This is a genomic window from Desulfoluna sp. HI9BLuna, from assembly GCF_056829775.1.
The window spans coordinates 1691509-1715762 of sequence record NZ_CP186555.1 but is presented as its reverse complement, the minus strand read 5'-3'; the positions used below and the strand labels follow the sequence as shown (position 1 = coordinate 1715762).

The 24254-nt window shown below is 59.3% G+C and carries 23 protein-coding genes; 17 read left to right on the top strand and 6 right to left on the bottom strand.

Annotated features, from left to right (window positions below; genetic code table 11):
• Position 1 precedes the first annotated feature (1 nt).
• Positions 2 to 3148: a hybrid sensor histidine kinase/response regulator gene (locus ACOYW0_RS06740; protein ID WP_482417772.1), complete on the bottom strand. Its 3147-nt coding sequence runs from the start codon at positions 3146 to 3148 to the stop codon at positions 2 to 4.
• A gap of 361 nt (positions 3149 to 3509) precedes the next feature.
• Here ACOYW0_RS06740 and ACOYW0_RS06735 point away from each other — a divergent pair, with 361 nt between their 5' ends.
• From ACOYW0_RS06735 to ACOYW0_RS06725, 3 genes are all read left to right on the top strand, one after another.
• Positions 3510 to 4211, top strand: a complete 702-nt coding sequence (locus ACOYW0_RS06735; RefSeq protein WP_482417771.1) for a cytochrome c biogenesis CcdA family protein — start codon at positions 3510 to 3512, stop codon at positions 4209 to 4211.
• Between the two features lie 129 nt (positions 4212 to 4340).
• The gene (locus tag ACOYW0_RS06730; RefSeq protein WP_482417770.1) at positions 4341 to 4778 is read left to right on the top strand and encodes a thioredoxin family protein; all 438 of its coding nucleotides are present in this window, start codon (positions 4341 to 4343) and stop codon (positions 4776 to 4778) included.
• Positions 4779 to 5354, top strand: a complete 576-nt coding sequence (locus ACOYW0_RS06725) for an NUDIX hydrolase (protein WP_482417769.1) — start codon at positions 4779 to 4781, stop codon at positions 5352 to 5354.
• Positions 5355 to 5462: 108 nt separating this feature from the next.
• Here ACOYW0_RS06725 and ACOYW0_RS06720 read toward each other — a convergent pair whose 3' ends face one another.
• The gene (locus ACOYW0_RS06720; RefSeq protein WP_180139492.1) at positions 5463 to 5744 is read right to left on the bottom strand and encodes a hypothetical protein; all 282 of its coding nucleotides are present in this window, start codon (positions 5742 to 5744) and stop codon (positions 5463 to 5465) included.
• A 1004-nt stretch (positions 5745 to 6748) separates the two neighbouring features.
• On the opposite strand from ACOYW0_RS06720, the gene ACOYW0_RS06715 reads away from it, so the two are divergent.
• The 7 genes from ACOYW0_RS06715 (at position 6749) to ACOYW0_RS06685 (ending at position 13995) form a co-directional block, all read left to right on the top strand.
• Complete coding sequence (locus ACOYW0_RS06715) at positions 6749 to 8839, top strand: ribonucleoside triphosphate reductase (protein WP_482417768.1); 2091 nt, start codon at positions 6749 to 6751, stop codon at positions 8837 to 8839.
• Positions 8840 to 9082: 243 nt separating this feature from the next.
• On the top strand, positions 9083 to 9784 hold the full coding sequence (locus tag ACOYW0_RS06710; protein ID WP_482417767.1) for an anaerobic ribonucleoside-triphosphate reductase activating protein: 702 nt from the start codon (positions 9083 to 9085) through the stop codon (positions 9782 to 9784).
• A gap of 65 nt (positions 9785 to 9849) precedes the next feature.
• Positions 9850 to 11010, top strand: coding sequence for an alanine racemase (alr, locus tag ACOYW0_RS06705; RefSeq protein ID WP_482417766.1), 1161 nt, complete (start codon positions 9850 to 9852; stop codon positions 11008 to 11010).
• Between the two features lie 347 nt (positions 11011 to 11357).
• Complete coding sequence (locus ACOYW0_RS06700; protein ID WP_482417765.1) at positions 11358 to 12035, top strand: septum site-determining protein MinC; 678 nt, start codon at positions 11358 to 11360, stop codon at positions 12033 to 12035.
• A gap of 107 nt (positions 12036 to 12142) precedes the next feature.
• Entirely contained in the window at positions 12143 to 12943 is an 801-nt protein-coding gene (minD, locus tag ACOYW0_RS06695) for a septum site-determining protein MinD (protein WP_482417764.1), read from the top strand.
• Positions 12944 to 12950: 7 nt separating this feature from the next.
• On the top strand, positions 12951 to 13223 hold the full coding sequence (gene minE, locus ACOYW0_RS06690) for a cell division topological specificity factor MinE (protein WP_482417763.1): 273 nt from the start codon (positions 12951 to 12953) through the stop codon (positions 13221 to 13223).
• Between the two features lie 76 nt (positions 13224 to 13299).
• Positions 13300 to 13995 carry a Crp/Fnr family transcriptional regulator gene (locus ACOYW0_RS06685; RefSeq protein ID WP_180139509.1) on the top strand — a complete coding sequence of 232 codons (696 nt, stop codon included), beginning with the start codon at positions 13300 to 13302 and terminating at the stop codon, positions 13993 to 13995.
• A gap of 331 nt (positions 13996 to 14326) precedes the next feature.
• On the opposite strand, the gene ACOYW0_RS06680 is transcribed toward ACOYW0_RS06685, so the two are convergent.
• Complete coding sequence (locus ACOYW0_RS06680) at positions 14327 to 15235, bottom strand: transposase (RefSeq protein ID WP_482418821.1); 909 nt, start codon at positions 15233 to 15235, stop codon at positions 14327 to 14329.
• A gap of 68 nt (positions 15236 to 15303) precedes the next feature.
• Here ACOYW0_RS06680 and ACOYW0_RS06675 point away from each other — a divergent pair, with 68 nt between their 5' ends.
• Together ACOYW0_RS06675 and ACOYW0_RS06670 are read left to right on the top strand one after the other, a co-directional pair.
• On the top strand, positions 15304 to 15480 hold the full coding sequence (locus ACOYW0_RS06675; protein WP_482417762.1) for a hypothetical protein: 177 nt from the start codon (positions 15304 to 15306) through the stop codon (positions 15478 to 15480).
• Between the two features lie 223 nt (positions 15481 to 15703).
• Positions 15704 to 17929 carry an NADP-dependent isocitrate dehydrogenase gene (locus ACOYW0_RS06670; RefSeq protein ID WP_482417761.1) on the top strand — a complete coding sequence of 742 codons (2226 nt, stop codon included), beginning with the start codon at positions 15704 to 15706 and terminating at the stop codon, positions 17927 to 17929.
• Between the two features lie 412 nt (positions 17930 to 18341).
• Here ACOYW0_RS06670 and ACOYW0_RS06665 read toward each other — a convergent pair whose 3' ends face one another.
• A complete protein-coding gene (locus ACOYW0_RS06665; RefSeq protein ID WP_482417760.1) occupies positions 18342 to 19151 on the bottom strand; it encodes an HD domain-containing protein in 810 nt (269 codons plus the stop codon).
• Positions 19152 to 19402: 251 nt separating this feature from the next.
• Between ACOYW0_RS06665 and ACOYW0_RS06660 the strand changes: the two genes are divergently transcribed.
• From ACOYW0_RS06660 to ACOYW0_RS06640, 5 genes are all read left to right on the top strand, one after another.
• Positions 19403 to 19843 carry a DUF134 domain-containing protein gene (locus tag ACOYW0_RS06660; protein WP_180139522.1) on the top strand — a complete coding sequence of 147 codons (441 nt, stop codon included), beginning with the start codon at positions 19403 to 19405 and terminating at the stop codon, positions 19841 to 19843.
• A gap of 141 nt (positions 19844 to 19984) precedes the next feature.
• Complete coding sequence (locus ACOYW0_RS06655) at positions 19985 to 20833, top strand: ATP-binding protein (RefSeq protein WP_180139525.1); 849 nt, start codon at positions 19985 to 19987, stop codon at positions 20831 to 20833.
• Positions 20830 to 21720, top strand: a complete 891-nt coding sequence (locus ACOYW0_RS06650) for an ATP-binding protein (protein ID WP_482417759.1) — start codon at positions 20830 to 20832, stop codon at positions 21718 to 21720. Before ACOYW0_RS06655 ends, ACOYW0_RS06650 begins: the two co-directional genes overlap by 4 nt.
• A gap of 16 nt (positions 21721 to 21736) precedes the next feature.
• Positions 21737 to 22099: a NifB/NifX family molybdenum-iron cluster-binding protein gene (locus ACOYW0_RS06645; protein WP_180139531.1), complete on the top strand. Its 363-nt coding sequence runs from the start codon at positions 21737 to 21739 to the stop codon at positions 22097 to 22099.
• 72 nt (positions 22100 to 22171) lie between these two features.
• Complete coding sequence (locus tag ACOYW0_RS06640; RefSeq protein ID WP_482417758.1) at positions 22172 to 22528, top strand: NifB/NifX family molybdenum-iron cluster-binding protein; 357 nt, start codon at positions 22172 to 22174, stop codon at positions 22526 to 22528.
• Positions 22529 to 22725: 197 nt separating this feature from the next.
• On the opposite strand, the gene ACOYW0_RS06635 is transcribed toward ACOYW0_RS06640, so the two are convergent.
• The gene (locus ACOYW0_RS06635) at positions 22726 to 23334 is read right to left on the bottom strand and encodes a 5' nucleotidase, NT5C type (protein ID WP_482417757.1); all 609 of its coding nucleotides are present in this window, start codon (positions 23332 to 23334) and stop codon (positions 22726 to 22728) included.
• Between the two features lie 3 nt (positions 23335 to 23337).
• A complete protein-coding gene (locus ACOYW0_RS06630) occupies positions 23338 to 24159 on the bottom strand; it encodes a dihydrodipicolinate reductase C-terminal domain-containing protein (protein ID WP_482417756.1) in 822 nt (273 codons plus the stop codon).
• Positions 24160 to 24254: the final 95 nt, after the last annotated feature.

Here is a 24254-nt window from a genome sequence, read left to right as displayed (position 1 = left end):
GCTACAGGGAGTATTCCCGAACCACATCGATGAGCTTTTCCCGGTCCAGCTTGATCTGGTAGCTGTCGATGCCGGCCTCCTTGCCTTTCTGGATGTCCCGCTCGCTGGCAAGGGAGGTGAGGGCCACCACGGGCAGGTGCCCGAAGGTTTCCGAGGCTTTGATCTTTTTGGTGAGCTCAAAGCCGTCCATGTTGGGCATCTCCAGGTCGGTCAGGATGACGGTGAAGTCGTCCACCCCTTTGTTGAGGTAGTCCCAGGCCTCGGCCCCGTCTTCGGCGGTGGTGACGATGAACCCTTCGTCGTTCAGGAAGTCGGAGACCTGATTGCGGAAGAAGGCGGAGTCTTCGGCAAAGAGGACGCGGATTTCGCCGCCTGTGGCCGTGGTGTCCGGCCCGGTGGGACGGTTCTCCTCAAACCAGGTGGGATTGACCGTGCGCACCAGCTCGAAGATGTCCACCATGAGGGTGGTGTGGTCCCCCACGATGAGGGAGCCCATGATCCCCTCCTGCTTGAGGGTGGAGGCGTCCACGTTGAGGTCCACTTCCACGGCGTCCACCGGGGGCGTGACGAGAAGGCCCGTCTCCCGGCCTCCCACGCGGAAGACCACCACTTCGTACTGATCGCTCTCCGGCACAGGGGCCACGTTGGCCACTTCGGAGACCTCGTTCAGGGGCAGGGTGCCGCCGCGGTACTGGATCACCCGGCGTCCGCCCACCTCTTCGATCTCTTCGGATTTTATGCGCTCAATGCGTTCCACCAGGTTGAGGGGGGCTGCGAAGTGTTCGGCCTCGCCCCCTTTGAAGGTGAGCAGGGCCGTACGGTCGCTGCCCGCGTTATTGCGTTCGTTGGCCGAAGCCTCTTCGGCGGCGCTGATGGTCTTGGATGAGGTTTCGTTGAGGGAGCCCATCTTGGCCAGGGAGGCCACGTCCAGGATGAGGGCCACACGGCCGTCGCCCATGATGGTGGCTCCGGCGTAGCCGTCGCATTTGCTCAGGTGGCGGCCCAAGGGCTTGACCACGATCTCTTCTGAGTCCCGCAGCTCGTCCACCACCAGGCCGTACTTGAAGTTGCCGGCAGAGACCACGGCGATGTTGATGGCGCTGTCGCTTCGGTAGCGCCGGTCCTCGCCGCTTCGCATGTCGCGGATCTCTTCGGGGAGGTCGTCCTCGTTCTGGCGGCGGTCGGCCAGGTTGCGGCGTTTGTCCGGGTAGACCTTGCCGTCTTCCGGGTGGACAAAGGTGGGGGCGATGTCCAGCAGGTCGGTGAGGCGCAGCAAGGGCAGCAGGGCCCCGCGGAGTCTCACCACGTCGGCGTTGCCAACCTTTTCGATGCGGTCCTTCACCTGGGCCGCGGGGATACGCAGGAGCTCGTCCAGGTTCACCTGGGGGATGGCGTAGCGTTCGTTCTCCACGGAGACGATCTGGCTGGGGATGATGGCCAGGGTCAGGGGCAGTTTGATGAGGATGGTGGTCCCTTTCCCGGGCTTGGAGTGGATGTCGATGATCCCGCCGAGTTTGTCCAGGTTGGTCTTGACCACGTCCATGCCCACGCCGCGGCCGGAGACGTCCGTTACCTGGCGTGCGGTGGAAAAACCTGGGAGGAAGATGAGCCCCACCTTCTCTTTGGTGCCCATGACGGCCACGTCGGATTCGCTGAGCAGGCCCTTGCGAATGGCTGCCGCGGCAATGGCGTCCCCGTCGATGCCGCCGCCGTCGTCGCTGATCTCGATGTTGACCTGGCCTGCTTCGTGGAAGGCCTTGAGGAAGATGCGTCCCGTGGGATTTTTGCCCAGGCGGGCGCGGTCTTCCGGGGATTCGATGCCGTGGTCAACGGAGTTTCTCACCAGGTGGGTGAGGGGGTCGTTGATGGACTCGATGATGGTCTTGTCGAGCTCCACGTCTTTGCCCTCGATGAAGAGGTCCACCTTTTTGTTCAAGGTGCCGGCAAGGTCCCTGACCACGCGGGTGAATTTGTTGAAGACGTTGGAGATGGGCTGCATGCGGGTACGCATGATGGCCTCCTGGAGTTCGGAGGTGATCATGTCGATGCGCTGCCCGGATGTCTCCACGGCCCGTGTGTTGCTTCCGGTGATGCCCTGCATGAGCTGGTTGCGGCTGAGGACCAGCTCCCCTGCCAGGGTCATGAGGGTGTCGAGGAGTTCCAGGTTGACCCGGATGGAGGTCTGGCCCTTGCTTCGGGGCTCCATCTCCATGGGCTTGGCTTCGTGCTCGTCCACCCGGGCGGGGGTGGCAACGGCCTGGGGAACCGGCTGGGGCGCGGGTGCGGCCACCGGTTGCGACGGCCCGGCTGGTTCGGGGGCGCTGGGGGCTGCCGGAGTCGCTGCGGACTCGGCGTCCTCGATGATCTGGTCCATGGCGGCTTCGCCCCCGCCCAGGAGCGGGGTGATGTCCTCCACGGCGGATTCGTCAAGCTCGGCCAGCAGGGGCGCGATGTCCGGTTCGATGATGGAGGCGAAGAGGACGAGGAAGGGGCGGTCTCCCTTGGCGTCGGCGGGAACCGTGGGGTCGGTGGAGCCCAGGATCATGCCGCTGTTGCCCAGGGTGTTCAGGACCTCGTTGACCACCTTGCCCTGATCGGCGATATCCCGGTTCAGGTCGTAGGTGAGTCGGTAGACGTATTTGCCCTGCCGGAGAAATTTGTCCAGCTCCTCTCTGTCCACCTCAAAGGCGGCCAGGTGGTCTTCGTCGTCTTCGGTCACGAAGGGGGCAGGGGCCTGTGCCTGGGGCTCAGCGGGAGCCTCGGGCAGGCTGTCGATGGCGACGAGGGCATCGACAAAGGTGGTGATGTCCGCCTCGTTGCTCGTCTCGATGTTGTTGACCAGGTCCGTCAGTTTGTCGAAGGCGGTGAGCAGGGTGCTGATGACCGCAGGGGCCGGGTCCAGCTCACCGTTGCGCATCATGTTCAGGGCGTTCTCCAGGTTGTGGGAGAGCTCCTTGACCGTGGTGAGGCCCATGAACCCAGCGCCTCCTTTAATGGAGTGGGCTGCACGGAATACGTTGTTGATCAACTCTTCGCCGTTTTCAAGTCCCGCCTCCTCAATGGCCAGGAGGTCGCTTTCAATATCCGAAAGGTGCTCCAGGGACTCTTCCACGTACATTCTTAGGGTGTCGTCGTCTTCAAAAATCATTGCATATACCTCCAGCTCAGCCGGTCAGGTGCATTTGGATGCCTTGTCCGTTGGACGTGTTATTCATTCGCTTAATCGTACTTATCGGCAGGAAGGGAAGATTACTTACCCTTTTTTTTGCAGCAGCGATGATTTCAAATGACTTCGGTAAGATGGGTGAACAGGGGCGGGAATATGCGGGAAATATACGGGGCGGTCGGGGTAAATTGCTGTTTGGTAAGGGAATACGGACCGGATCTTTTGTTTGCCTTTCCTCGGTAACTTCCATATAATTTGCCCGTTCATTGACCGGGTACACAGATTTTTCTGAGAGAACTGGCCTTGTATCCACCCCCCTTTGTCCCATTGGAGTTTGAACTATATGACTGGTTTTCTGACGGTTTCGTGGGGCGCAGCCTTTGCTGCGGGCCTGCTTTCGTTTTTTTCCCCGTGCGTGCTGCCGCTGGTTCCCGCTTACTTTACCTTTATAACTGGCTTTTCTCTGGAGGAACTCCATGCCGGAGGGGCGGGGGTGAGAAAGCAGGTGATTTTAGCCACCCTGGCCTATGTGTCGGGGTTTTCCCTTGTGTTTGTGCTCTTGGGGGCGGCGGTCTCCTCCCTGGGCGGCCTGCTCTACGACAGCAAGGAGTGGCTCCGCATGGGCGGAGGGATCCTCGTGATCCTTTTCGGGCTTCACTTCCTGGGGCTGCTCCGCGTTCCCAGCCTGCAGGTGGACAAGCGCCTGAGGGTACAGCACAAGCCCCTGCACCTTTTCGGGGTGTTTGTGGTGGGCATGGCCTTCGGCGCAGGGTGGAGTCCCTGCATCGGCCCCATGCTGGGATCCATCCTTGTCCTTGCCGGGAACCAGGAGACGGTGGCCCGGGGTATGGGACTTCTTACGGTCTATTCGGCGGGCCTGGCCCTGCCCTTTATCCTGATTTCCGTTTTTATCCACGCCATGTTGAATTTTATGAAAAAGGCGCGCAAGGTGCTGCCCTATGTGAACAAAGTGGCCGGCGTCCTGCTTGTGGCCGTGGGGATTCTGCTCCTGGGCGGGTATATCAATGCCCTTGCAATCCCCTGACCGTTATGCTGTTGTAAAAGGAGCGCTTTTGTCCTGTCCGGGGACCCGGCTTCGGGCAAAGGCGATAAACCGAATCCATCGATGCCCGGGTGGCCGGTCACGGTGGGAGAACCCATCCGGAGGATACCCATGCGCAACGCATTGATATCGTTTGTGGCGGCCCTGGCCTGCCTGCTGATGACCGACACGAGCGCCCTTGCCCTGGATACCACCCCCGGCGGCATCCAGTGGAAGTCGTACCAGGAAGGGGTGGACCTGGCTGCGTCCAGCGGCAGGAAAATATATGTCAATTTCCATGCGGCCTGGTGCAAGTACTGCACCCTCATGGCCGAAACCACCTTTCAGTCCGAAAAAGTGATCGCCTACTTGAACGAAAACTTCGTTCCGGTGCAGGTGGATGCGGACCGGGAGAAGGAGCTGGCCCGCAAGTACCGGGTGAGGGGGTTGCCCTACAGCCTGTTCCTCGATGAGAACGGGGCCCAGATCAGCTTCATGAATGGATATCTGGATGCCGATACCTTTCTGGAACGGCTCCGGTTCATGGCCAACGAGGGGTATAAACGCTAAATGGACACCACGGCCCCCTTTGATGTGAATTACGCGCGGGAGATGATTCGTACCACGACACACCCCGATTCCATCGGAGACCACCTGAAAAAGGCCTCCGTGTTTATGCTCATGCGGACCCCTGAGACCGACCCCACGATCCTGGCTATCTTGAAAGCCGACAACAAGGGGTACCCCTGGGCCAACCAGGTGGCTTTTCCCGGCGGACACCAGGACCCGGTGGACGCCTCGCCCCTCTCCACGGCATACCGTGAGCTGAGGGAAGAGACGGGGATCCTGCCTGATCAGGTGGATTATGTGGGCTCTCTGGGCCATTTCCAGACCATCAAGAATACTGAGATCGAGGCTTTTTTCGGGATCTGGCACGGGGAAGAGGAGGAGGTGGTCTTCGACCCCTCGGAGATCGCCCGTATTGTCATGATTCCGTTGGGAGAGGTGGTGAAGGCCCACCATGAAAAGGCCTATTCCGGTCGCGTGCCGGGGTGGGATGAGCTGCAGTACCCGGTGGAAAACATGGCCGTGTGGGGCGCCACCGCCCGTATTTTTCACTACTTCACGGAGCTGCTGCTCGTGTAGGCCTGCAGCGGCCAAGTCCGCCCTGATACGACAAGACAAACTGCCCTGCCGGTGCCCGTGCACCCGCAGGGCAGTTTTTTTGTGCCGTAAAGACGGCGCCACGGGCCCCTATTTTGTGAAGAGCTTGATGCGGATGGCGTGCAGGAGGATGGAGACGAAGATCCAGACCGCCAGGACAATGAGCAGGGCCGGGACCCAGATATGGGCTTCCCACATGGGTTCCGACAGGCAGACATCCAGGCCTACCCCACCGAAAATGGCCGACACAATGGCGATGATGAGCAGAAGCCGCGTGGCCGTCCGGGACCGGTACAGCCCGCCGATGGCCCGCCTGATGTCTGGGGGCGTCTTTTCTACCAGCCGTTTGTCGGCTCGTTTGTCGTCGAACATGGCAATCTCCTTGAAAGGGCGGCTTAGGGCCCTATATGGGGCGTTTTTTATCCGGGGCCGCCATGGCGTCGGGCACCGGCAATGCGGGAAAGCATAGCACGCCTTTGGTCCGGTGAGGGACGGCTTTTTTTGCCGTGGGCCTCGATGGCTTGCGGAGCGGCGTATCCCGTGCTGATTTCAGGTCTGGGCGGACATAAAAAAATAGGGGTGCAACGGATGTTTACATGCGTGGTCGTGTGTATACTGGCTTGATTTTTTTCAAGATATGGCTGGTGATGGTCCGGAGGGGGGATATACAATATGTGGGAGAATAGGGTTGACACTGACTATATATTGTGTAAACTTGAGCTGTCGTCGGGGTCAATACCTGACCGGCGACATCCCCGGGTCACCACCTGACACCCGATTTTACCATGCCGCCCTCTCCTGGGGCGCGGCAGGCTGAAAACCGAGTTCTCGGAAGCCCGAACAATCAGAACATTTCATGACGACATGGGGCAACAGAGGCAACCATGGCAAGGCACCCATCCGGAGCTGATTCCGGGTAGCCCTCCGTGGGCATTGCCCGGTCCCCAACTCACTGAACGAGGAACATCCGATAAGATAATCCATGACGGCGTCGGTGTCTCACGGCAGGAAGGATTCTGCTCAGGCGCGTCCGACGTCATGTCACGTCGTTGCCGGTCTCACATTAGGGCGTAGTTGATCCCTGCCTTGAGGGCTGTCGGTCGGCATCATTCCACACAACAATTCGATGTAAGCAGTCTTTACAACATACAAGAGGAGATGGTGGTTACATAGTCTGCGGCTGTCCATGGGGATGCGTGCGTGCATTGCAGTTCCCAGGGCCGTTCCGAACCGTCGGAGCGCGGCTATGCAACCGGAACCCTGACCTGACCGGTACGAGTGAGAGATGCGGCCTTTAGGCATAAGGTGCAAGAGGGCTCTCCGCCGTGCGGTCTGTGTAAACCTGTGAACGTTAAAGATGAAGAAGGGGTAGGCATTTGTTCGAACGAATCAAAAAACGAAACGGTAGCGTGGTGGAATTTGACTCTTCCAAGATTACGGCGGCCATCGCAAAAGCGGGGAAAGCCACAGGGGAGTTCGGGGAGCGGGAAGGCAAGATGCTGACCATGAAATTTCTCTCCATGGCCCGGACCCTGCGTCTGGGGGCGGTTCCCGACGTGGAGGAGGTCCAGGACATTGTGGAGCGCGTGCTCCTGGATTCCCCGTTTTACAAGACCGCCAAGGCGTACATCCTCTACCGTGAGCAGCGTGCCCAGATTCGGAACATCACCATCAAGGCCAACACCGAGCTGATGGACAACTACATCAAGAAGCTCGACTGGAAGATCAAAGAGAACAGCAACATGAGCTACTCTCTCCAGGGCCTGAACAACTACATCTCTTCGGACATCACCGCCGAGTACTGGCTCAACAAGATTTACCCCGAAGGCATCCGCGAGGCCCACAACCAGGGGCACCTGCACATCCATGACCTGAGCCTGCTCTCCGTATACTGCGTGGGCTGGGACCTTCAGGACCTCCTGCGCGTAGGGTTCAAAGGCGTGGCCGGCAAGGTGGAGAGCACCCCGCCCAAGCACCTGCGCACCGCCCTGGGCCAGATCGTGAACTTCTTTTACACCCTCCAGGGCGAGGCGGCCGGGGCCCAGGCCATCAGCAACTTCGACACCCTTCTGGCCCCCTTTATCCGTAAGGACAAGCTCTCCTACGGCAAGGTGAAGCAGGCGCTCCAGGAGTTTGTGTTCAACATCAACATCCCCACGCGTGTCGGTTTCCAGACCCCCTTTACCAACATCACCATGGACCTTGTGGTGCCCAAGAACCTCAAGGACACCCCCATCATCATCGGCGGGGAGGACCTTGACGAGACCTACGGCGAGTTCCAGGAGGAGATGGATACCCTGAACCGCGCCTTTGCCGAGGTGATGATGGAAGGGGACGCCAAGGGCCGCGTCTTTACGTTCCCCATCCCCACCTACAACATCACCGAGGATTTCGACTGGGACAACCCCAACCTCGACATGATCTGGAAGATGACGGGTCGCTACGGCATTCCCTACTTCTCCAACTTCGTCAATTCCGACATGAGCCCCGACGACGCCCGGTCCATGTGCTGCCGACTGCGCCTGGACAACCGCGAGCTCCTCAAGCGCGGCGGCGGGCTCTTCGGCGCCAACCCCCTCACCGGCTCCATCGGGGTGGTCACCCTCAACCTGCCCCGCATCGGCAAAGAGGTGGAGACCGAAGAGGCCTTCATGGCACGTCTTGATGAGCTTATTGACCTGGCCAAGGAGAGCCTGGTGATCAAGCGCAAGATCCTGGAAGAGTTCACCGAAAAGAACCTCTACCCCTATTCCAAGTTCTACCTGCGCCACATCAAGGAGCGCTTCGGGATCTACTGGAAGAACCACTTCTCCACCATCGGCATCATCGGCATGCAGGAAGCCCTGGTGAACTTCATGGGCCAGGGCATCGCCGAGACCGAGGGCAAAGAGATGGCCCTGAGGATTCTGGACCATATCCGTGGTCGCCTGGAGCAGCTCCAGGATGAGACCGGGGACATCTTCAACCTGGAGGCCACCCCAGGGGAAGGCACCGGGTACCGCCTGGCCATGAAGGACAAGAAGATCTATCCGGATGCGGCCTGCGCCAACGAAGAGGCCTTCAGGAACGGGGACGACCCCTTCTACACCAACTCCACCCACCTGCCGGTGAACTACAGCGACGACCTCTTTGAGGTGCTGGACCTCCAGGACGAGCTCCAGACCAAGTACACCGGCGGCACCGTGCTTCACATGTTCCTCGGGGAAGAGGTCTCCGATGTGGAGGCGGTCAAGTCCCTGGTGAAAAAGGTTTCCGGCAACTACCGCCTGCCCTACTTCACCCTGACCCCGACCTTCAGCGTCTGTCCATCCCACGGCTACATCGCAGGGGAGGTGAAGACCTGCGAGAAGTGCGGCAGCGCCACGGAGATTTACTCCCGCGTGGTGGGGTACCTTCGGCCCGTATCCCAGTGGAACAACGGCAAGCAGAGCGAATTCTGCATGCGTGAAACCTTTAAGGTGGCCTAAAGGGCCATTCCCTGGCCATGGCAGGGGCTGCGTCCCGTGCCGTGGCTTATGCGTTTTTTTTATGTATTCCCCGTGTCCGAAAGGGGAGTCGACATAAGGAACGGCCTTGTTGCCGAACCCTTGATCTGTGTGTCGGGGCCGATTTCTCCTTGCAGGAAAGATCGGCCCCGACTATTTTGGAGCGGCAGATGCGCGGACCCCACAGACGGCCGCCATCTGGTGATGGAAGGAGAGTCCTGAACGATGATTATCGGTGGTTTGAATAAATGCTCGCTGATCGATTACCCCGGAAAGATCGGGGCGGTGGTCTTTACCTACGGATGCAACCTGACCTGCCCTTACTGCCACAACGCCGGCCTGGTGAATGATGGCGGGCCTGAAACGCCCTACGAGGTGGATGAGGTCCTGGGTTTTTTGCAGACGCGTGTGGGGCGACTGGACGCTGTGGTGGTGAGCGGGGGAGAACCCTGCCTCCACAGCGACCTGCCTGAGTTCATCCGAAAGGTCAAGGAGATGGGGTTCCTGGTCAAGCTGGACACCAACGGAAGCCGCCCGGCCATGCTCAAGTCCCTGATGGACGAGGGGCTGCTGGACTATGTGGCCATGGATATCAAGGCCGATCCCGCCGCTTACATGCCACTTCTCTCACGTCGCCCCATGGAGGCGGAGCTCAAGGAGAGCGTGTCGGCCATTCTGCACTCGGGCCTGCCCCACGAGTTTCGCACCACCTGCACCTCGCCGTTCATCGATGAGGCGGTCCTGGACACCATCACCGGCATGATAGAAGGCGCAGAGCTTTACGCCCTGCAGGAGTTTAACCCCAAGCACACCCTGAATCCGGACTTTTTCGACGTTTACGAAGGGATCTCACCCGAACTCCTGAAGCGGTTCAAATGCGTTGCCGAGGAGAAGGTCAGGCGCTGTGTGCTCAGGATGGCGTCGTGACGACGGCGGGACCGATGCATGCCTGCTTCGGTTCCCTTGCCGGATCTGCGCCTGTGGAGGTGCCCTTGACAGCAACCGCTAACGTCCCTGAACCCATCTTTGCGGAGATCGATCTTTCCCGCATCGCCGCCAATGCACAGATATTGAAAGCCCATGCGGGAAAAGCCCGTCTCATGGCCGTGGTCAAGGCCAATGCCTATGGCCACGGTGCCGAAGAGGTGGCCCGAACCGCCCTTGCAAACGGCGCGTCCTGGCTGGGGGTGGCCCGGGTCTCCGAGGCCGTGATCCTGCGTGAGGCGGGTATCGAAGCCCCCATCCTTATCCTGGGAGTCACCCCGGAGTCGGGGGTGCCCCTTTTGATACGCTACGGCCTGCGACAGGCCGTGGTGGACGACGGGTATGCTCGCATGCTGAGCCGGGTGGCAGTGGAGCTGGGCGGTGAGGTCCTGGGCCATGTCAAGGTGGACACCGGCATGGGCCGCGTGGGGTTTGACGCGGTTCAGGATCCGGGCCGGGAATCTCCAGAGGCATGCGCAGAAGCCATTGCCCGGGCTGTGGCCCTTCCGGGGATCCGTGCCGAGGGCATTTTTACCCATTTTGCAACCGCCGATGAAGCCAATCTGGTGGAAGCCCGGAATCAGCTGGCCCGTTTCACCTCGGTTCTGGGATGCCTTGAGGCCCTGGGGGTCACCTTTGAGCTTCGCCATGCCGCCAACACGGCGGGCATCTTCACCCTGCCCGAGGCTCGGTTTGACATGGTGCGGGGGGGGATCTCCCTGTACGGACTGAACCCCTCTGCCAAGGTGCGGGTGGATACTCTGGGCGTCCGGCCCGCCATGCAGGTGAAGGGGAGCGTCGTCCAGGTCAAGCGCGTGAAAAAAGGCGCGTTCATCAGCTACGGCGGGACCTGGCAGGCGGAGAAGGAGACCGTGGTGGCCACGGTACCCTGCGGGTACGGAGACGGGTACCCCAGGCTCATGTCAAATCGCGGGCACATGCTGGTGCGGGGCCATCGCGTCCCTGTCCTGGGGCGGGTCTGCATGGACATGACCATGGTGGATGTCACCGACGTCCACGGCGTGGCCGTGGGGGACGAGGTGGTGATCATGGGAAGCCAGGGTGACGCATTGGTCTCCGCCGATGAGATCGCCGAGGTCGTCGGCACCATCAACTATGAAGTGACCTGCATGGTTGCCTCCCGGGTTCCCCGGGTCTACCGTCCATAAATCCCGGGGCGGGGAGCCGGCGCTCCCCGGCCTCGGTGGCGTAGAAACAGACAAAATTCCGGAATGTTACTTTCCTTTTTGCGATTTTCTTAAATCAGCTTCTTTTGCTTCATCCCTTCTATTCTACTTGCCGCACGTGATCTGCCTTGACCGATATCCCTTGGTTTTTTATGATTGCATGTTACTTTGGATAGCTATTATTGCTAATGGCATCGCAACACGCCCGGGAGAACCCCCGGGATAAGCCCGATAATACGGTTTTTCAAGATCGGCCCTGAGCTCGTATGGAGTGATTGTGTGCTGCGGGCTTTTTGCTTCGTTGTCAACATGTTAAGGAAGGATATGCGGTGGCGGTTTTGTTTGGCTCGGCGAAAACAGCGGTGAAAATAAAGGGATACGGGGACGGGTTTCTGCTCTCCGTGGACCCCAGGGCCTCGGAAGACCATCTCCTGAAAGCCACGATTCGAATTTTCCGCCAGCTTAGAAACCTCGCGGCCGGGGCCCTGGTACAGGTGGACGCCGGCAGCTGGTCCGGCTCGTCCCTCTGGGCGGATCGCCTTGCCCCGGTGCTTCAGGACCGGTTTGCCGTGTCCGGTGTGTTGCCTTACGGTGAGCCGCCGGAGAGCGAAGGAGCCGAGGTTATCCCCACCCCTTCAGCTTCGGAGACCCAGGTCCTTACCGGGCGCGTGCGATCCGGGCAGCGGGTCACCGCGGAGCGGCACCTTCTGGTGCTCGGGGACGTGAACCCCGGGGGGGAGGTGGTGGCCGGAGGCGACATCTATGTGATGGGGGCCCTTCGGGGAACCGCCATTGCCGGATCCCCCGGAGATTCAGACTCCATCGTGATGGCCCTTGATTTCCGTCCCATGCAGCTGCAGATCGGGACCCACGTGGCGGACCACCGCACACCGGGCGTTCCTGGGCGTGTGGCGTATGCTTCGGTGGCCGGTGGGGGCGTGGTGGTGGCCGATTATCTGGAAGAAAATCCCTTCGCCAAAGCCCCGGTTCTGACCTGGAGAGCGTAAGCGGAACGCGGGTCGTTTAAGGGGAACCCATAGTATAAGGCGATGCCTTTTTGAGGCTGCGCATCATCGTAAACGAACAACAACGCACGCACAGGAGAGTTGGATACGTGAAAGGCAGAGTAATCGTCATCACATCGGGCAAAGGCGGTGTGGGCAAGACCACGGCAACGGCTTCCATCGGAGCGGCCCTGGCCCTTGCGGGCAAGAAGACGGCCGTGGTGGACATGGATATCGGACTGCGGAACCTGGACGTGGTGATGGGGCTTGAAAACCGTATCGTCTTCAACGTCGTGGATGCCGTCAAGCAGCGGTGCAAACCCTCCCAGGTGGCCATTAAGGACAGGCGCATCGACAATTTGTTTCTCATTCCCGCCTCCCAGAGCGACAACAAAAACACCATGGGGCCGGATGAGGTGACCTCCTTCATCGAGGAGATTCGAAACGACTACGACTACATCCTCATCGATTGCCCGGCGGGCATCGAGCAGGGCTTTGAGAACGCCGTGGCCGCAGCCGACGACGCCGTGGTGGTCTGCATGCCCGAGGTCTCTTCCATCCGGGACGCCGACCGCATTATCGGTTTGCTCCTGGCCAAGGAGATCGCTCCCAAGCTGGTGGTGAACCGCATCGTGCCCCAGATGGTGGAACGCGGCGACATGCTCAGCCACGAGGACGTGGTGGACGTGCTTTCCGTGGAGCTCATCGGCCTTGTGGAGATGGACGAACAGGTCATTGTCTCCACCAACACCGGGGTGCCCCTGGTGATGCAGAAGGACTCCAAGGCCGGGCGTGCCTTTGAGCGCATTGCCGCTCGCCTTGCCGGACAGACCGACCTGCCCATCGAGGTGCCTCGAACCGACAGTGGATTCTTTAAACGCCTCGGCCGGAAAATGGGTCTGGCAAGGTAAGGAGGAGATGATGCTGAACAACCTGTTGCAGAAGATGATGGGCTCAAAAGAGGAGCCCCGAAGCAGCGAGGTGGCCAGAAAGCGCCTGAAGCTCGCCCTGGTGTGCGACAGCCTGGAGGTCTCCGACGAGGTCCTGAGCAACCTGCGCGAGGACCTTCTCAAGGTGATCTCCAGTTACTTCGAGATCGATAAGGCCGGGTTCTCCCTGGATATCGACAAAACCGACGACTATTCGGCCCTGGTGATGAACACCCCCATTTTGTCGTCCCTTCGCAGATAGGGGGCGGCCTTTTTTCACGGACCCCGGAGGGCGGGCTGACGCCGGGGACCCACGACCATTGACACAAGAGGATGCCATGGATCTCACACACGACCTGCTGCGGACCATTCCCCTGTTTCGTTCCCTGGACACCGCCAGCCTTGATCGCATCGCAAGGGCCGTCAAACCCGTGACCCTCAAGCAGGGCGAGGCCCTTTTCCGCAAAGGGGACGAAGGCAACGAGATGTACATCATCGAAGAAGGGGCCGTTAAGATTGTCCTGCCCTCCAGCGTGGGGGAGGAGATCATCCTGACGGTGCTGAGGGAACCCTCCTTTTTCGGGACCATGTCCATGTTCGACGGCCAGAGCCGAAGCGCCGATGCCGTGGCCATGACCGCCAGTCGCCTTCTGGTCCTGGAGCGCGACGCCTTTATCCACATCCTTCAGGAGGACGAGCACGCCCTGCGTACCATCCTGTGCGATCTTTCTTCCATGATCCGGAAAACCGACGACCTCCTGGAAGGCCTTTGCTTCTTCAGCATCTCCACCCGCCTGGCCAAGTGCCTTCTGGAGCTGGCCGAAAAGGTCTCCGACGGTCGGGACAAGCCCGTTGAGATCGATCTGACCTTCACCCAGAAAGAGCTGGGGGAGATGGTGGGCGCCACCCGCGAAAGCGTCAACCGCGAACTCAAGAAACTCCGCGAAGAGGGCATCATCCAGCTGAACCGGGGGGTGATCACCATTTCTGACTGGGACGCCTTGGAAGAGCTTGCCGTGCCCATGGACTTTTAGGCCTGAGGCCTATGTGTGAACAGATAGTTCGTTATCTTCGTAAAGGGACAGGCTCTTTATGCGGTAATTTTAAGGGGACAGGTTATTAATGCTGAAGCACGCCTGGAACCGACGAAGAAGGGTGTCCTGTTTTTATTCATACTCGCAATGGGTCATGCTTTTTTATGGATGATAGCGATCTGATGGTCAGCTGGACGTGCTGAGTCGGGATGAGAGGATGCGGAAGGGGGAAGCCAAGGCGCATTTCACCCCGGGTTTTGGGGTGCTCCCTTTATGGATCGGGTTTTGCCAAGGCCATGGGCGTCGATTTTTATTAGACCGGCATTCGGGATCAGGCTTCGGTCAGCCGCTTCAGTGAGTACATTCCTTCGATCCCCCGGACACGCTTCGGGATTTTATCCTGTGATGCCTGAAAGTGGTCTCTGAATGTTTCGTAATGCCTTTCAACAAAGGCTCGGGACCCGATGATTCCGGAATCCGTAAAGTAGCGGGTCCGGTAGCGGAATCTTTTTGTTCGATTGATATCGAATCCCTGGGCGGCCTCTTCATCCAGAATGGGTTTGGGTATGCTGGCCTTTCCTCTCTTCTCAATGGCTCCCAAATGATACAGGTACTCCCTGTAAGTCTTGAGCTGCGTCTCGGCAGCCTCCATAGTGGCGTCAGGCATTCCAAAATTCGATGAGAGAAATCCGTATCTGTTGTCGGTTTGGACATGATACCCGATGGAGCACCAGCGGTAATCTTCCGGCCGCTTCACGATTCCGGCCCTAACCGCATTCAAATCAATATATGCGAGACAGTGGATCAACGTGTTTCCCTGCTCGACGATGACGCTTTTGAATCGTTCGCCCCACAGGGTGCCTTTTCGGTTTTTCCGCTTGTTATAAAAACAGGAGAATCGCTGCTTGATGTCCTTGACGTAGGCGGACAGGCTGCAAAATCTCTCCCGGTACTCTTTGATGCGAGCCTCGGGGAATGCCGTATTATCCCCATAAAGAAGGCGGAATCGTGTTCGCACGTCGTCGTCGGAGACCATGTCATCGGGGTGCACCTCAATGAGCAGGTGAAAATGGTTTCCCATGACGGCAAATCCCAAGACCTCGACACAGTAAATTGTGGAATACTTTTGAATGATTCGCACAAGCTCGTCTTTTTCAACCTTACCAAACGGTAGTCCGTCCAGTGCGGTCCGGCTGATTACATGGTAAGCGGTTTTTTGTCCTGAATCTGTAACGACCATACGGGGAACGCGCGGCATGGAACCCTCCTTCTCGGTCTTGCAGAATCTGATTGTGGGATTGGCTTTGTATGACAGATATTATTCATGATTGCGATGAGATATCGGTTTGTAAGAGTGTGACACAGGATGCATGGTTTGTCCAACATAAAGAGCCTGTCCCGGTTTTTGGTCCCGGTTTTGATTTGGCAGGCAGGTCTTGCTTTGATGCGGCGCTTAAGGTAGTAGAAAAAGACTGTTTTTGTTGATGCATGATGTGACGGCAGCTTTTATGCCATAGGCTCCCGGAGCCCATACCGGCCATCGCTAAAGAAAAAACGACGATAATTCATGGAGAGACAGCAGCGATTCGATCCCTGGAAGAAGGGGAAATCGTCTCTTTTTATGTCGGATCCGTTTGGCGCGAAGGCCAGGCCCTGTGAGAGTCCACTGCCACAGCTGGTGGTTTACCTGAATTGACATGAGGACACTATGACAGACAAACGTATCATTTACACCGCTATAGATGAGGCTCCCGCGCTGGCAACCCATTCCCTATTGCCCATACTTGAGTCCTTTACCAAGGGTTCAGGTATCTGTTTCGAGAAAAAGGACATCTCCCTTGCAGGGCGAATCCTTGCGAATTTTCCGGAAAACCTAAGCGAAGACCAGAAGGTCGCCGATCATCTGGAAGAGCTCGGGGCCCTTGTCAAGGAGCCTGCCACCAACATCATCAAGCTGCCCAACATCAGCGCCTCCATCCCCCAGCTCAAAGCGGCCGTCAAGGAGCTTCAGGGCAAGGGCTTTGACGTTCCGGATTACCCGGAAGAGCCCCGGACCGATGCGGAAAAAGAGCTGCACGCACGTTATGCCAAGGTCCTCGGCAGCGCCGTGAACCCTGTGCTCCGGGAAGGAAACTCCGACAGAAGGGCCGCAGCCTCGGTGAAGGCCTTCGGGAAGAAGAAACCCCACAGGCTCATGAAAGCCTGGCCGGATCACTCCAAGGCCCGCATCGCCCATATGGAAGACGGGGATTTTTACGCCAGCGAAAAATCCGTTGTGGTGGACAAGGCGTGTTCCGTGCGCATCGAGTATGTGGACCCCGAAGGCACGGTGTCTGTGTTGAAGGGGGAGACCCCCCTGCTTGACGGTGAAGTCATGGATTCCGCAGTGATGAATGTCCGCGCCCTGCGTGAGTTCTACGCCGAGCAGATCGCCCTTGCCGCCAAGGACGATGTGCTGCTCTCCCTGCACCTCAAGGCCACCATGATGAAGGTGTCCGACCCCGTCATGTTCGGCCACTGCGTCTCCGTTTTTTACAAGGAGGTGTTCGACAAGCACGGTGAAACCCTTTCTCCCCTGGGCATCAACGTCAACAACGGCCTGGGCGACCTCTACGCAAAAATCCAGGACCTCCCCGAAGAGAAACGCTCTGAAATCGAAGCCGATATCATGGCCGTGTACGAGGCTTCCTGCCAGCTTGCCATGGTGGACTCAAGCAAGGGCATCACCAACCTGCATGTTCCCAACAACATCATTGTGGATGCCTCCATTCCCGTGGTCGTCCGCGACGGCGGCAGGATGTGGGGCGCCGACGACAAGCTCCACGACACCCTCGCCATGGTGCCGGACCGCTGTTACGCCACCATGTACCAGGAAGTCATTGAGGATTGCCTGAAGAACGGTGCCTTTGATCCCGCCACCATGGGCAGCGTCTCCAATGTGGGCCTCATGGCCCAGAAAGCCGAGGAGTACGGCTCCCACGACAAGACCTTCGAGGCCCCGGGAAGCGGGGTGATTCGCGTCATCGACGACGCCGGAAAGACCCTCATGGAGCAATCCGTGGAACAAGGGGATATCTTTCGGTCGTGTCAGACCAAGGATGCACCCATCAGGGACTGGGTGAAGCTGGCTGTGACCCGTGCCCGCGTCACCCAGACACCCGCCGTGTTCTGGCTTGACGAAGACAGGGCCCATGACGCACAGCTCATGGGCAAGGTCAACGCCTACCTGAAAGGTCACGACACCGACGGGCTGGATATCAGGATCATGGATCCGGTTTCGGCCATGGCATACTCCCTTGAGAGGATCAGGCGAGGTGAAGACACCATCTCCGTCACCGGAAACGTCCTGCGTGACTACCTCACGGACCTGTTTCCCATCCTGGAGCTCGGCACCAGTGCCAAGATGCTCTCCATCGTGCCGTTGATGAAGGGTGGCGGCCTGTTTGAAACAGGGGCCGGGGGCTCTGCACCCAAGCACGTGGAGCAGGTGCTGAAGGAAGGCCACCTCCGTTGGGATTCCCTGGGCGAGTTCTGCGCCCTGGTGCCCTCCTTCGAGCACATCGCCGCAACCCACAAGGATGCAAAGGCCACCATCTTTGCAGAGACCCTGGACAAGGCCATCGGCCGCTTTCTGGAAAACGAAAAGTCCCCTTCCCGAAAAGTAGGCGAGATGGATACCCGGGGAAGCCACTTTTACCTTGCACTTTACTGGGCACAAGCCCTGGCCGAGCAGACCGCCGATGCGGACCTTGCCACCCGCTTTTCCGCCATGGCAGACAAGCTGGCAGCCGCCGAAGCCGTGATCACCGACGAGCTGATCAGCGCCCAGGGAAGCCCCGTTGACCTGGGCGGCTACTACCGCCCCGACGTCACAAAGACCACACAGTTCATGCGGCCGAGCCCCACGTTCAATACCATTATCGACCAGCTGTAAGAACGTTTCCCCTTGCCTTCGGCCCTGCCGGGGCAAGCCGCGAAAGCCCATGCAATTCCCACGCCCCTTTCCTTTTTTCCCTTTGGCAAGAAGGGAAGGGGCGTTTAAACATGCCCCGCCGTTGCCTCTCCTCTGTTGCTGTTGTCAATATGCAGCTATCCATATTTTTAAATAAGAACAGCCGTTTTATAATGGAAGCGATACTAAAAAGCGTGCCTCCGGCGGGTCACTTTTTTGAAAAAAAGCTCCGCAAAAAACTTTCCGGTAAGAAAGGTTAGAGCAGTCAGAATCGCCGGAATTCATAGAAAAGTTGTCAAGACCTGTTTGTCAAACCCAGATCATATAGTTTGGCAAAAGTTTGTCCCCCGGCAGGGCCGCCGGAGGCTTCTTTGGATGACCAGTAACAAGCTGGTTAAGGGGATGTGGGGTTGGGCGTGGTGCAATGGCTGAGGTTGGGGGCGAATTCGGTCTGGATGATGGTGTGGAGCTTTTTGCCCACCTCCAGGCCGATGTCGATGAAGCCTGGCCCGTAGAGCTTTCCGGTCTGGGATCGGAAGGTCTTCTTGATGCGGGCGATTCCTTCCAGGGCCCTGGGGTAGTGGCTCATAAAGAGGGGTAGGGGGATTCGTGCGTAGGAGACCATGTCCCAGACGGTGTGGGCGAAGTTGTCGGGTCCCCAGCGGAATTTGTCGGCATCGTAGAGGGCGTCAGCCAAAAGCTGGGCGTCCGGGCTTGCCGGGCAGGTGCCGTCATGGGTTTTGAAGGCTTCGTGGCAGGCGATGGCAAAGGCAATCTCGTGGATCTCGTGGGTGGGAAACCCCAGTTCGGTCAAAACGCGTTCCGCGTATGCCGCGCCTTTTTCCGCGTGGTCCTTATGTTTTCGCATGGTGTCGTGGAGCAGGCCGGCGCAGTGGGCCTTGAACATGAGGCGCGTCATGGAAGGGGCGTCTGCGTCACACTTTTTTTCCCGGGAGCAGCGCTCCACCAGCACGATGGCGCCGGCTTCAATGGCCACCTTTTGGGCGTGGAAGAGCCCGTGGCCAAAGTCCTCATCCAGTTCGGCTTCCAGGTGGGAGATGAGCCCCTTGAGCGTTTCGTTTCGATCAAAAAGCCGGTGCGACCTTTCAAGGGCATCGGCTTCCTCTTTATAAAAGGCGGGTTCCGGGAGGTCCTTGACCAGCTCCCGCGCCCGTTGTCGAATTTGTCTGTATGTCTCATCCATACCTCAAAGTGTAGCACACACCCCGTCTTCTTGAAAACAGGCAAGGGGTACCGGACGCTTCTCAAGAAGGGCTTTCTGTGGCATGGGGAAAGGAAAGGCGCGTGTGGAGGCTTCCCCTTTTTGTCTCTTGTTTACGCGATGTTCCGACCTGTGGCGGCCTTATTTTCATGGGGTGAAAAAAACATTGACAGGTCCTGCGGCCTGGTCTAAATAACAACTTATGAGCATATGCTCATAACCAAGGAGGAGTCATGGTACGTCCAAAAAAAGAACGGGTGGTGGGAGTTCCCTCCAGCCTCAGCTACTTCAAACCGGGGGGCATTCCCCTTCGGCAGCTTGAGGAGACCCTGCTCACCGTGGACGAACTGGAGTCCCTCAGGCTCTGTGATCTGGAACAGCTCTCCCACGAAGAAGCGGGACGTCGCATGAACGTGTCCCGGGCCACCCTGGGGCGCATTGTGCGAGAAGCACGGCGCAAGGTGGCCGATGCCCTGGTTCACGCCAAGGCCCTGCGCGTGGAGGGCGGCAACTATCGGATCACGGAGGAGTTGCGCCTGTTTGTCTGCAGCGGTTGCGGCAAAAGGTGGCAGGAACCTTATGGAACCGGGCGCCCGGACGGGTGCCCCTCGTGCGAGAGCGTGAAGTTCCACAGGGTCTGGAAAGAAGAAGCCGGGTTTCCCGAGTCCGAATGATGCCGTGCGCAAGCTTTTTTTGATACCGACCGATCCGGCCCCCACATCCGGTATCGGTGCTCATCAAAAGGAATTTCACAGACATCCCGTTTCGGGGATCCGACGGTTAAGATAAACCCGTAACACGGGGTAGTGAACGCCATGATGATCACGGTAGCAAGCGGCAAAGGGGGCACGGGGAAAACCACCGTGGCCACCAACCTCGCCGTGGCCGTCGGAGAAGGGGCCACCCTTCTTGACTGCGACGTGGAAGAACCCAATGTCCATCTGTTTTTGAATCCCGAGTCGGTCATAACGACACCTGTCACCACCATGGTCCCGGTGGTGGACGAGGATGTGTGCGTCCAGTGTGGCGCGTGCAGTGAGTTGTGCCAGTTCTCTGCCATCACCCTGGTGGCAGGCGAACTCTATACCTTTCCCCGCATGTGCCACAGCTGTGGCGGGTGCGTGATGGTGTGCCCCTCCGGGGCCCTTTCCGAAGGCACCCGCGAGCTCGGTGAGCTGGAGCGGGGCCGGTACAAAGGCATTGAACTGATTACAGGGCGCCTGAAGGTCGGCGAAGCCATGAGCCCCCCCCTCATCGACAGGGTGAAGGAGGCAGCCGAGGGCAAGGAACTGGTTATCGTGGATGCCCCTCCGGGGACCTCCTGCCCGGTGATCGCCGCCATGGGCGGGACCCATTACGTGGTGTTGGTCACCGAGCCCACGCCTTTCGGACTCAACGACCTGAAACTCGCCGTGGAGGCGGTTCGGGTCCTGGGTATTCCCTTCGGCATCGTCATTAACCGTGCCGACGCCGGGGACGACCGGGTGGTCCGGTACGCGGAGGAAGAGGGCATCGAGATCCTGATGTCCATCCCCTACAGCCGGAAGGTCGCGGAGTACTACGCCAGGGGACGCCTCCTGGTGGAGGCGATGCCGGAGATGGCCGAGGCCTTTGAAGGCATGGTGAACAAGATCCGCAAAGCCACGGAAGGGGGGACACGATGAAAGAGATCACCATCTTAAGCGGCAAGGGCGGCACCGGAAAAACCACGGTCACCGCGTCCTTTGCGGCCCTTGCAACCAACAGGGTGCTGGTGGACGCAGACGTGGACGCCGCGAACCTGTACATGATTACCCCCCACGCCGTGGAGGAAGAGCACCCCTTTCAAGGGGGCAACCTGCCGAAGATCGATATCCAGGCCTGCACTCACTGCGGTGAGTGCGAAGCCCGGTGCCGATACGGGGCCATTGAAAAGGGGCCCCGCCTCAACCGCATCGCCTGTGAAGGCTGCGGGGTGTGTGCCCACTTCTGCCCGGAAGGGGCCATCACCATGGAGCCCCGCGTGTGCGGCACCTGGTTCAACTCCAGCACGGAGAACGGTCCCCTGGTCCACGCCCGCCTGGGCATTGCCGAAGAGAACTCCGGTCTCCTTGTCTCCCTGCTGCGCCGCGAGGCACGTAAGAAGGTGGAGGAGACCTCGGCCAACCTGATCCTGGTAGACGGCCCTCCGGGCATCGGCTGTCCGGTGATTGCCGCCACCACCGGCTGCGATGCCGTGGTGGTGGTGACCGAACCCACGGTCTCGGGTCTCCACGACCTGGAACGTGTGGCCGAGCTCACCGCCTTTCTCAAGGTCCCGGCCATGATCACCATCAACCGGTGGGACCTCCACCCCATGATGGCGGAGCGGATCCGGGAGGTGGCAAAAGAAAAGGGCATGCATCATTTAGGCGACATTCCCGTGGACGAGGCGGTAACCGCGTCCATGGTGCAGGGCAAGCCCCTGGTGACCTGTTCCGACGGTCCTGCGGCCACGGCGATTCGCGGTGTGTGGCAGCAGGTCGTTAATTTTCTGGATGACAAACGCGGGCCACTGAAGATGGCTCTGTAACCCAAGGAGAACCCCAATGAAGATCGCAGTGACAGCTACAGCGCCGGATTTCGACGCCCCCATGGACCCCCGGTTCGGCCGCGCCGCCTGTTTTCTCGTGGTGGACACCGAGACCATGGCCTGGAGCGTGGTGGAAAATACCCAGAACCTGAACGCAGCCCAGGGTGCAGGCATCCAGGCCGGAAAGACCATCGTTGAGACGGGCTGCACGGCCATTATCACGGGCAATTGCGGCCCCAAGGCCTTCCGCGTGCTTACGGGTGCGGGCATCAACATCTACACCGGAGCCAAGGGCTCCGCCCGCCAGGCCGTTGAGCAGCTCAAGGCCGGAGAGCTTCAGGCCTCCGCCGAAGCCAACGTGGAAGGACACTGGATTTAGTCCCTTTGACAACTTTGCATTCAAGGTGGCTTTGCCTGCCGCCGCTTTTGTATACCCATGAAGGAGAAAAAAATGAAAATCGCCATTCCACTGGCCATGGGCCAGCTTACAGCACATTTCGGACATTGCCAGGAATTTGCCTTCGTCAACGTAGCCGACGGGGAGATCAAGGAAACTGAAAAGCTTGTTCCCCCGCCCCACGAGCCCGGTGTGCTTCCCAAGTGGCTGGCGGATCACGGCGTGACCCACGTCATCGCCGGTGGCATGGGCGGCAGGGCCCAGCAGCTCCTCAACGCCAGCAACATCGAAGTGGTCACCGGTGCCCCCGTGGAAGACCCCGAAGTTCTCGTCAAAGCCTGGCTCGCCAAGACCCTGGAGACCGGTGAGAACGCCTGCGGTCACGACGAAAACCATATCTGCGACCACTGATGCACAGATAGACCGACGCGCCTTGAGGCGGCGGGGGAGACCCCTTGCCGCCCCCAACGCGTTTTACGGCGGGTCTGATTCACCTGTCCGTCCACTCGAAGAAGAGGGCCGGCCGTAAAACACAAAAACCCCGTTTTTGCAAAGGGACCTCCTTGGATGCAAAACGGGGTTTTTTTATTGGGGCTGTCCGGCTGCCGTCAGGGAGCAAAAACCAGGGCGGCTTCGGCTGCGATCTCCGCCCAGGAGGTACAGCGGGTGCAGGCGGGGTGAACCTTGCCCCGGCGGTTCCAGGGACGATCAAAAAGAAAGGTGGGGACCTCCATGGGGCCGCTGAGAAAGGCGGCCATGGACAGGGAGTCCTCCACGGCAAGGGTGTAGGCCCTTTGTTTGACCTCGTCCAGGGTGATGAAGGGACCCTGGCGCGGGTGGTGGCGGCCGTATTTGTCGCAGATGTCAAAGCTGTCAAAGGGCACCTTTTCCCTCTCCAGCCAGGCAAGGGAGAGCTCCCGGGTTTCAGGGGGACGCCCCGTGACCACGGCGATGGGGTACCCTTGAGCCTGCCAGGCCGCCAGGGTCTCTTTTGCCCCGGGGACCGGGGGAAAGCCCATGAGCACCTCTCGGGTGTGAACCACCTTGAAGAGGTGCGCCAGCTGAGCACGGGTGAGGCCGAAGGAGTTGGAGAGATCGAAATCGGCGATCTCTTCGTAGCTGGCCTCAATGCCGAATTCCCGTCTCACCAGGTCCGGGTAGGTACGCGTGGTCTCGGCGATGACATCATCCATGTCCACAAAAATGGGTGCTTTCATGGACTAGCTGTTTTTCAGGACGTCGATCATGGAAAAGCAGCCCGTGGTGCCGGAAAGGCGTTTTTTCTCCAGAAAGGCCACGGCGTCCAGGGTGCCTTCGGCGTAGATGTCCCGGCCGTTGATGTTATGGGTGATGCCGAATTCGGAGCTGCCGTCCGGGGCACAGAGGGTATAGGTGTGCCAGCCGTGGCCGTCGATATGCTCTTCGGGAATGCCCATGGCTTTCTGGGCCTCGGGCTCGCGGACCATGTCGATGTCTGCCTCGGTGAAGTCCACGCCCAAGAGGTTGAACTGGCGGATGATGGCCTTGGCCGTGCCGCTGGTGTCTGCCTTCCAGCTCTGGTGGCTCTCCTTGACGGTCATCTGAAAACCCTTGAAGAGGCCGGGAAAGTTCTTGGCCCCGTACTCGATCATGGCCTGGAGACCCACGATCTGTTTGGCCATGTTGGGGGCGATGACCGCCGGGATGGTCGAGTTGTTCACATCCTCGCGGATCTGTTCCCGGTTGCCGCCTGTTGTGCCCATGACAAAGGGGAGGCCTTCGGCGCAGTAGAAGGCGACGTTGGCGTCCACGGCGCTGGGGTGGGTGTAGTCCACGGTGATAAAGGAGTCGCAGCGTTTGCGGATCTCCGCAAGGGCTTCTTGGCGCTCGTTCGGGGAAACCAGGGTGATCTCCGTCTCCTTGACCCGGATGCTTTTGTCCGTGTCCGGTCCGGTGAAGGAGTAGGGCAAAACGGTAAATCGCTCGTCATCTATCGCGTGGGCCAGGATGGTGGTGGCCACCTTGCCCGGAACGCCGTTGATCATGATGTGGGTGGTCGTCATGGTGTCGCCTCGTCAGTAGGATTCGGGGTGGTTGGTTGTGGGCCTCGGCAGGCCCGCTCGGTAACCTACCATATTTGCCGGCGCGATTCAAAAAC

What these genes read in the sequence shown, in the direction of transcription:
- ACOYW0_RS06720 (WP_180139492.1), bottom strand. Translation starts at nt 5,744, where the DNA reads ATGTTCGACGACAAACGAGCCGACAAACGGCTGGTAGAAAAGACGCCC.
- ACOYW0_RS06660 (WP_180139522.1), top strand. Translation starts at nt 19,403, where the DNA reads ATGGTACGTCCAAAAAAAGAACGGGTGGTGGGAGTTCCCTCCAGCCTC.
- ACOYW0_RS06725 (WP_482417769.1), top strand. Translation starts at nt 4,779, where the DNA reads ATGGACACCACGGCCCCCTTTGATGTGAATTACGCGCGGGAGATGATT.
- ACOYW0_RS06665 (WP_482417760.1), bottom strand. Translation starts at nt 19,151, where the DNA reads ATGGATGAGACATACAGACAAATTCGACAACGGGCGCGGGAGCTGGTC.
- ACOYW0_RS06635 (WP_482417757.1), bottom strand. Translation starts at nt 23,334, where the DNA reads ATGAAAGCACCCATTTTTGTGGACATGGATGATGTCATCGCCGAGACC.
- ACOYW0_RS06680 (WP_482418821.1), bottom strand. Translation starts at nt 15,235, where the DNA reads ATGGTCGTTACAGATTCAGGACAAAAAACCGCTTACCATGTAATCAGC.
- ACOYW0_RS06675 (WP_482417762.1), top strand. Translation starts at nt 15,304, where the DNA reads ATGACAGATATTATTCATGATTGCGATGAGATATCGGTTTGTAAGAGT.
- ACOYW0_RS06730 (WP_482417770.1), top strand. Translation starts at nt 4,341, where the DNA reads ATGCGCAACGCATTGATATCGTTTGTGGCGGCCCTGGCCTGCCTGCTG.
- ACOYW0_RS06650 (WP_482417759.1), top strand. Translation starts at nt 20,830, where the DNA reads ATGAAAGAGATCACCATCTTAAGCGGCAAGGGCGGCACCGGAAAAACC.
- ACOYW0_RS06740 (WP_482417772.1), bottom strand. Translation starts at nt 3,148, where the DNA reads ATGATTTTTGAAGACGACGACACCCTAAGAATGTACGTGGAAGAGTCC.
- ACOYW0_RS06670 (WP_482417761.1), top strand. Translation starts at nt 15,704, where the DNA reads ATGACAGACAAACGTATCATTTACACCGCTATAGATGAGGCTCCCGCG.
- ACOYW0_RS06685 (WP_180139509.1), top strand. Translation starts at nt 13,300, where the DNA reads ATGGATCTCACACACGACCTGCTGCGGACCATTCCCCTGTTTCGTTCC.
- minE (WP_482417763.1), top strand. Translation starts at nt 12,951, where the DNA reads ATGATGCTGAACAACCTGTTGCAGAAGATGATGGGCTCAAAAGAGGAG.
- ACOYW0_RS06655 (WP_180139525.1), top strand. Translation starts at nt 19,985, where the DNA reads ATGATGATCACGGTAGCAAGCGGCAAAGGGGGCACGGGGAAAACCACC.
- ACOYW0_RS06735 (WP_482417771.1), top strand. Translation starts at nt 3,510, where the DNA reads ATGACTGGTTTTCTGACGGTTTCGTGGGGCGCAGCCTTTGCTGCGGGC.
- ACOYW0_RS06710 (WP_482417767.1), top strand. Translation starts at nt 9,083, where the DNA reads ATGATTATCGGTGGTTTGAATAAATGCTCGCTGATCGATTACCCCGGA.
- ACOYW0_RS06645 (WP_180139531.1), top strand. Translation starts at nt 21,737, where the DNA reads ATGAAGATCGCAGTGACAGCTACAGCGCCGGATTTCGACGCCCCCATG.
- ACOYW0_RS06640 (WP_482417758.1), top strand. Translation starts at nt 22,172, where the DNA reads ATGAAAATCGCCATTCCACTGGCCATGGGCCAGCTTACAGCACATTTC.
- ACOYW0_RS06630 (WP_482417756.1), bottom strand. Translation starts at nt 24,159, where the DNA reads ATGACGACCACCCACATCATGATCAACGGCGTTCCGGGCAAGGTGGCC.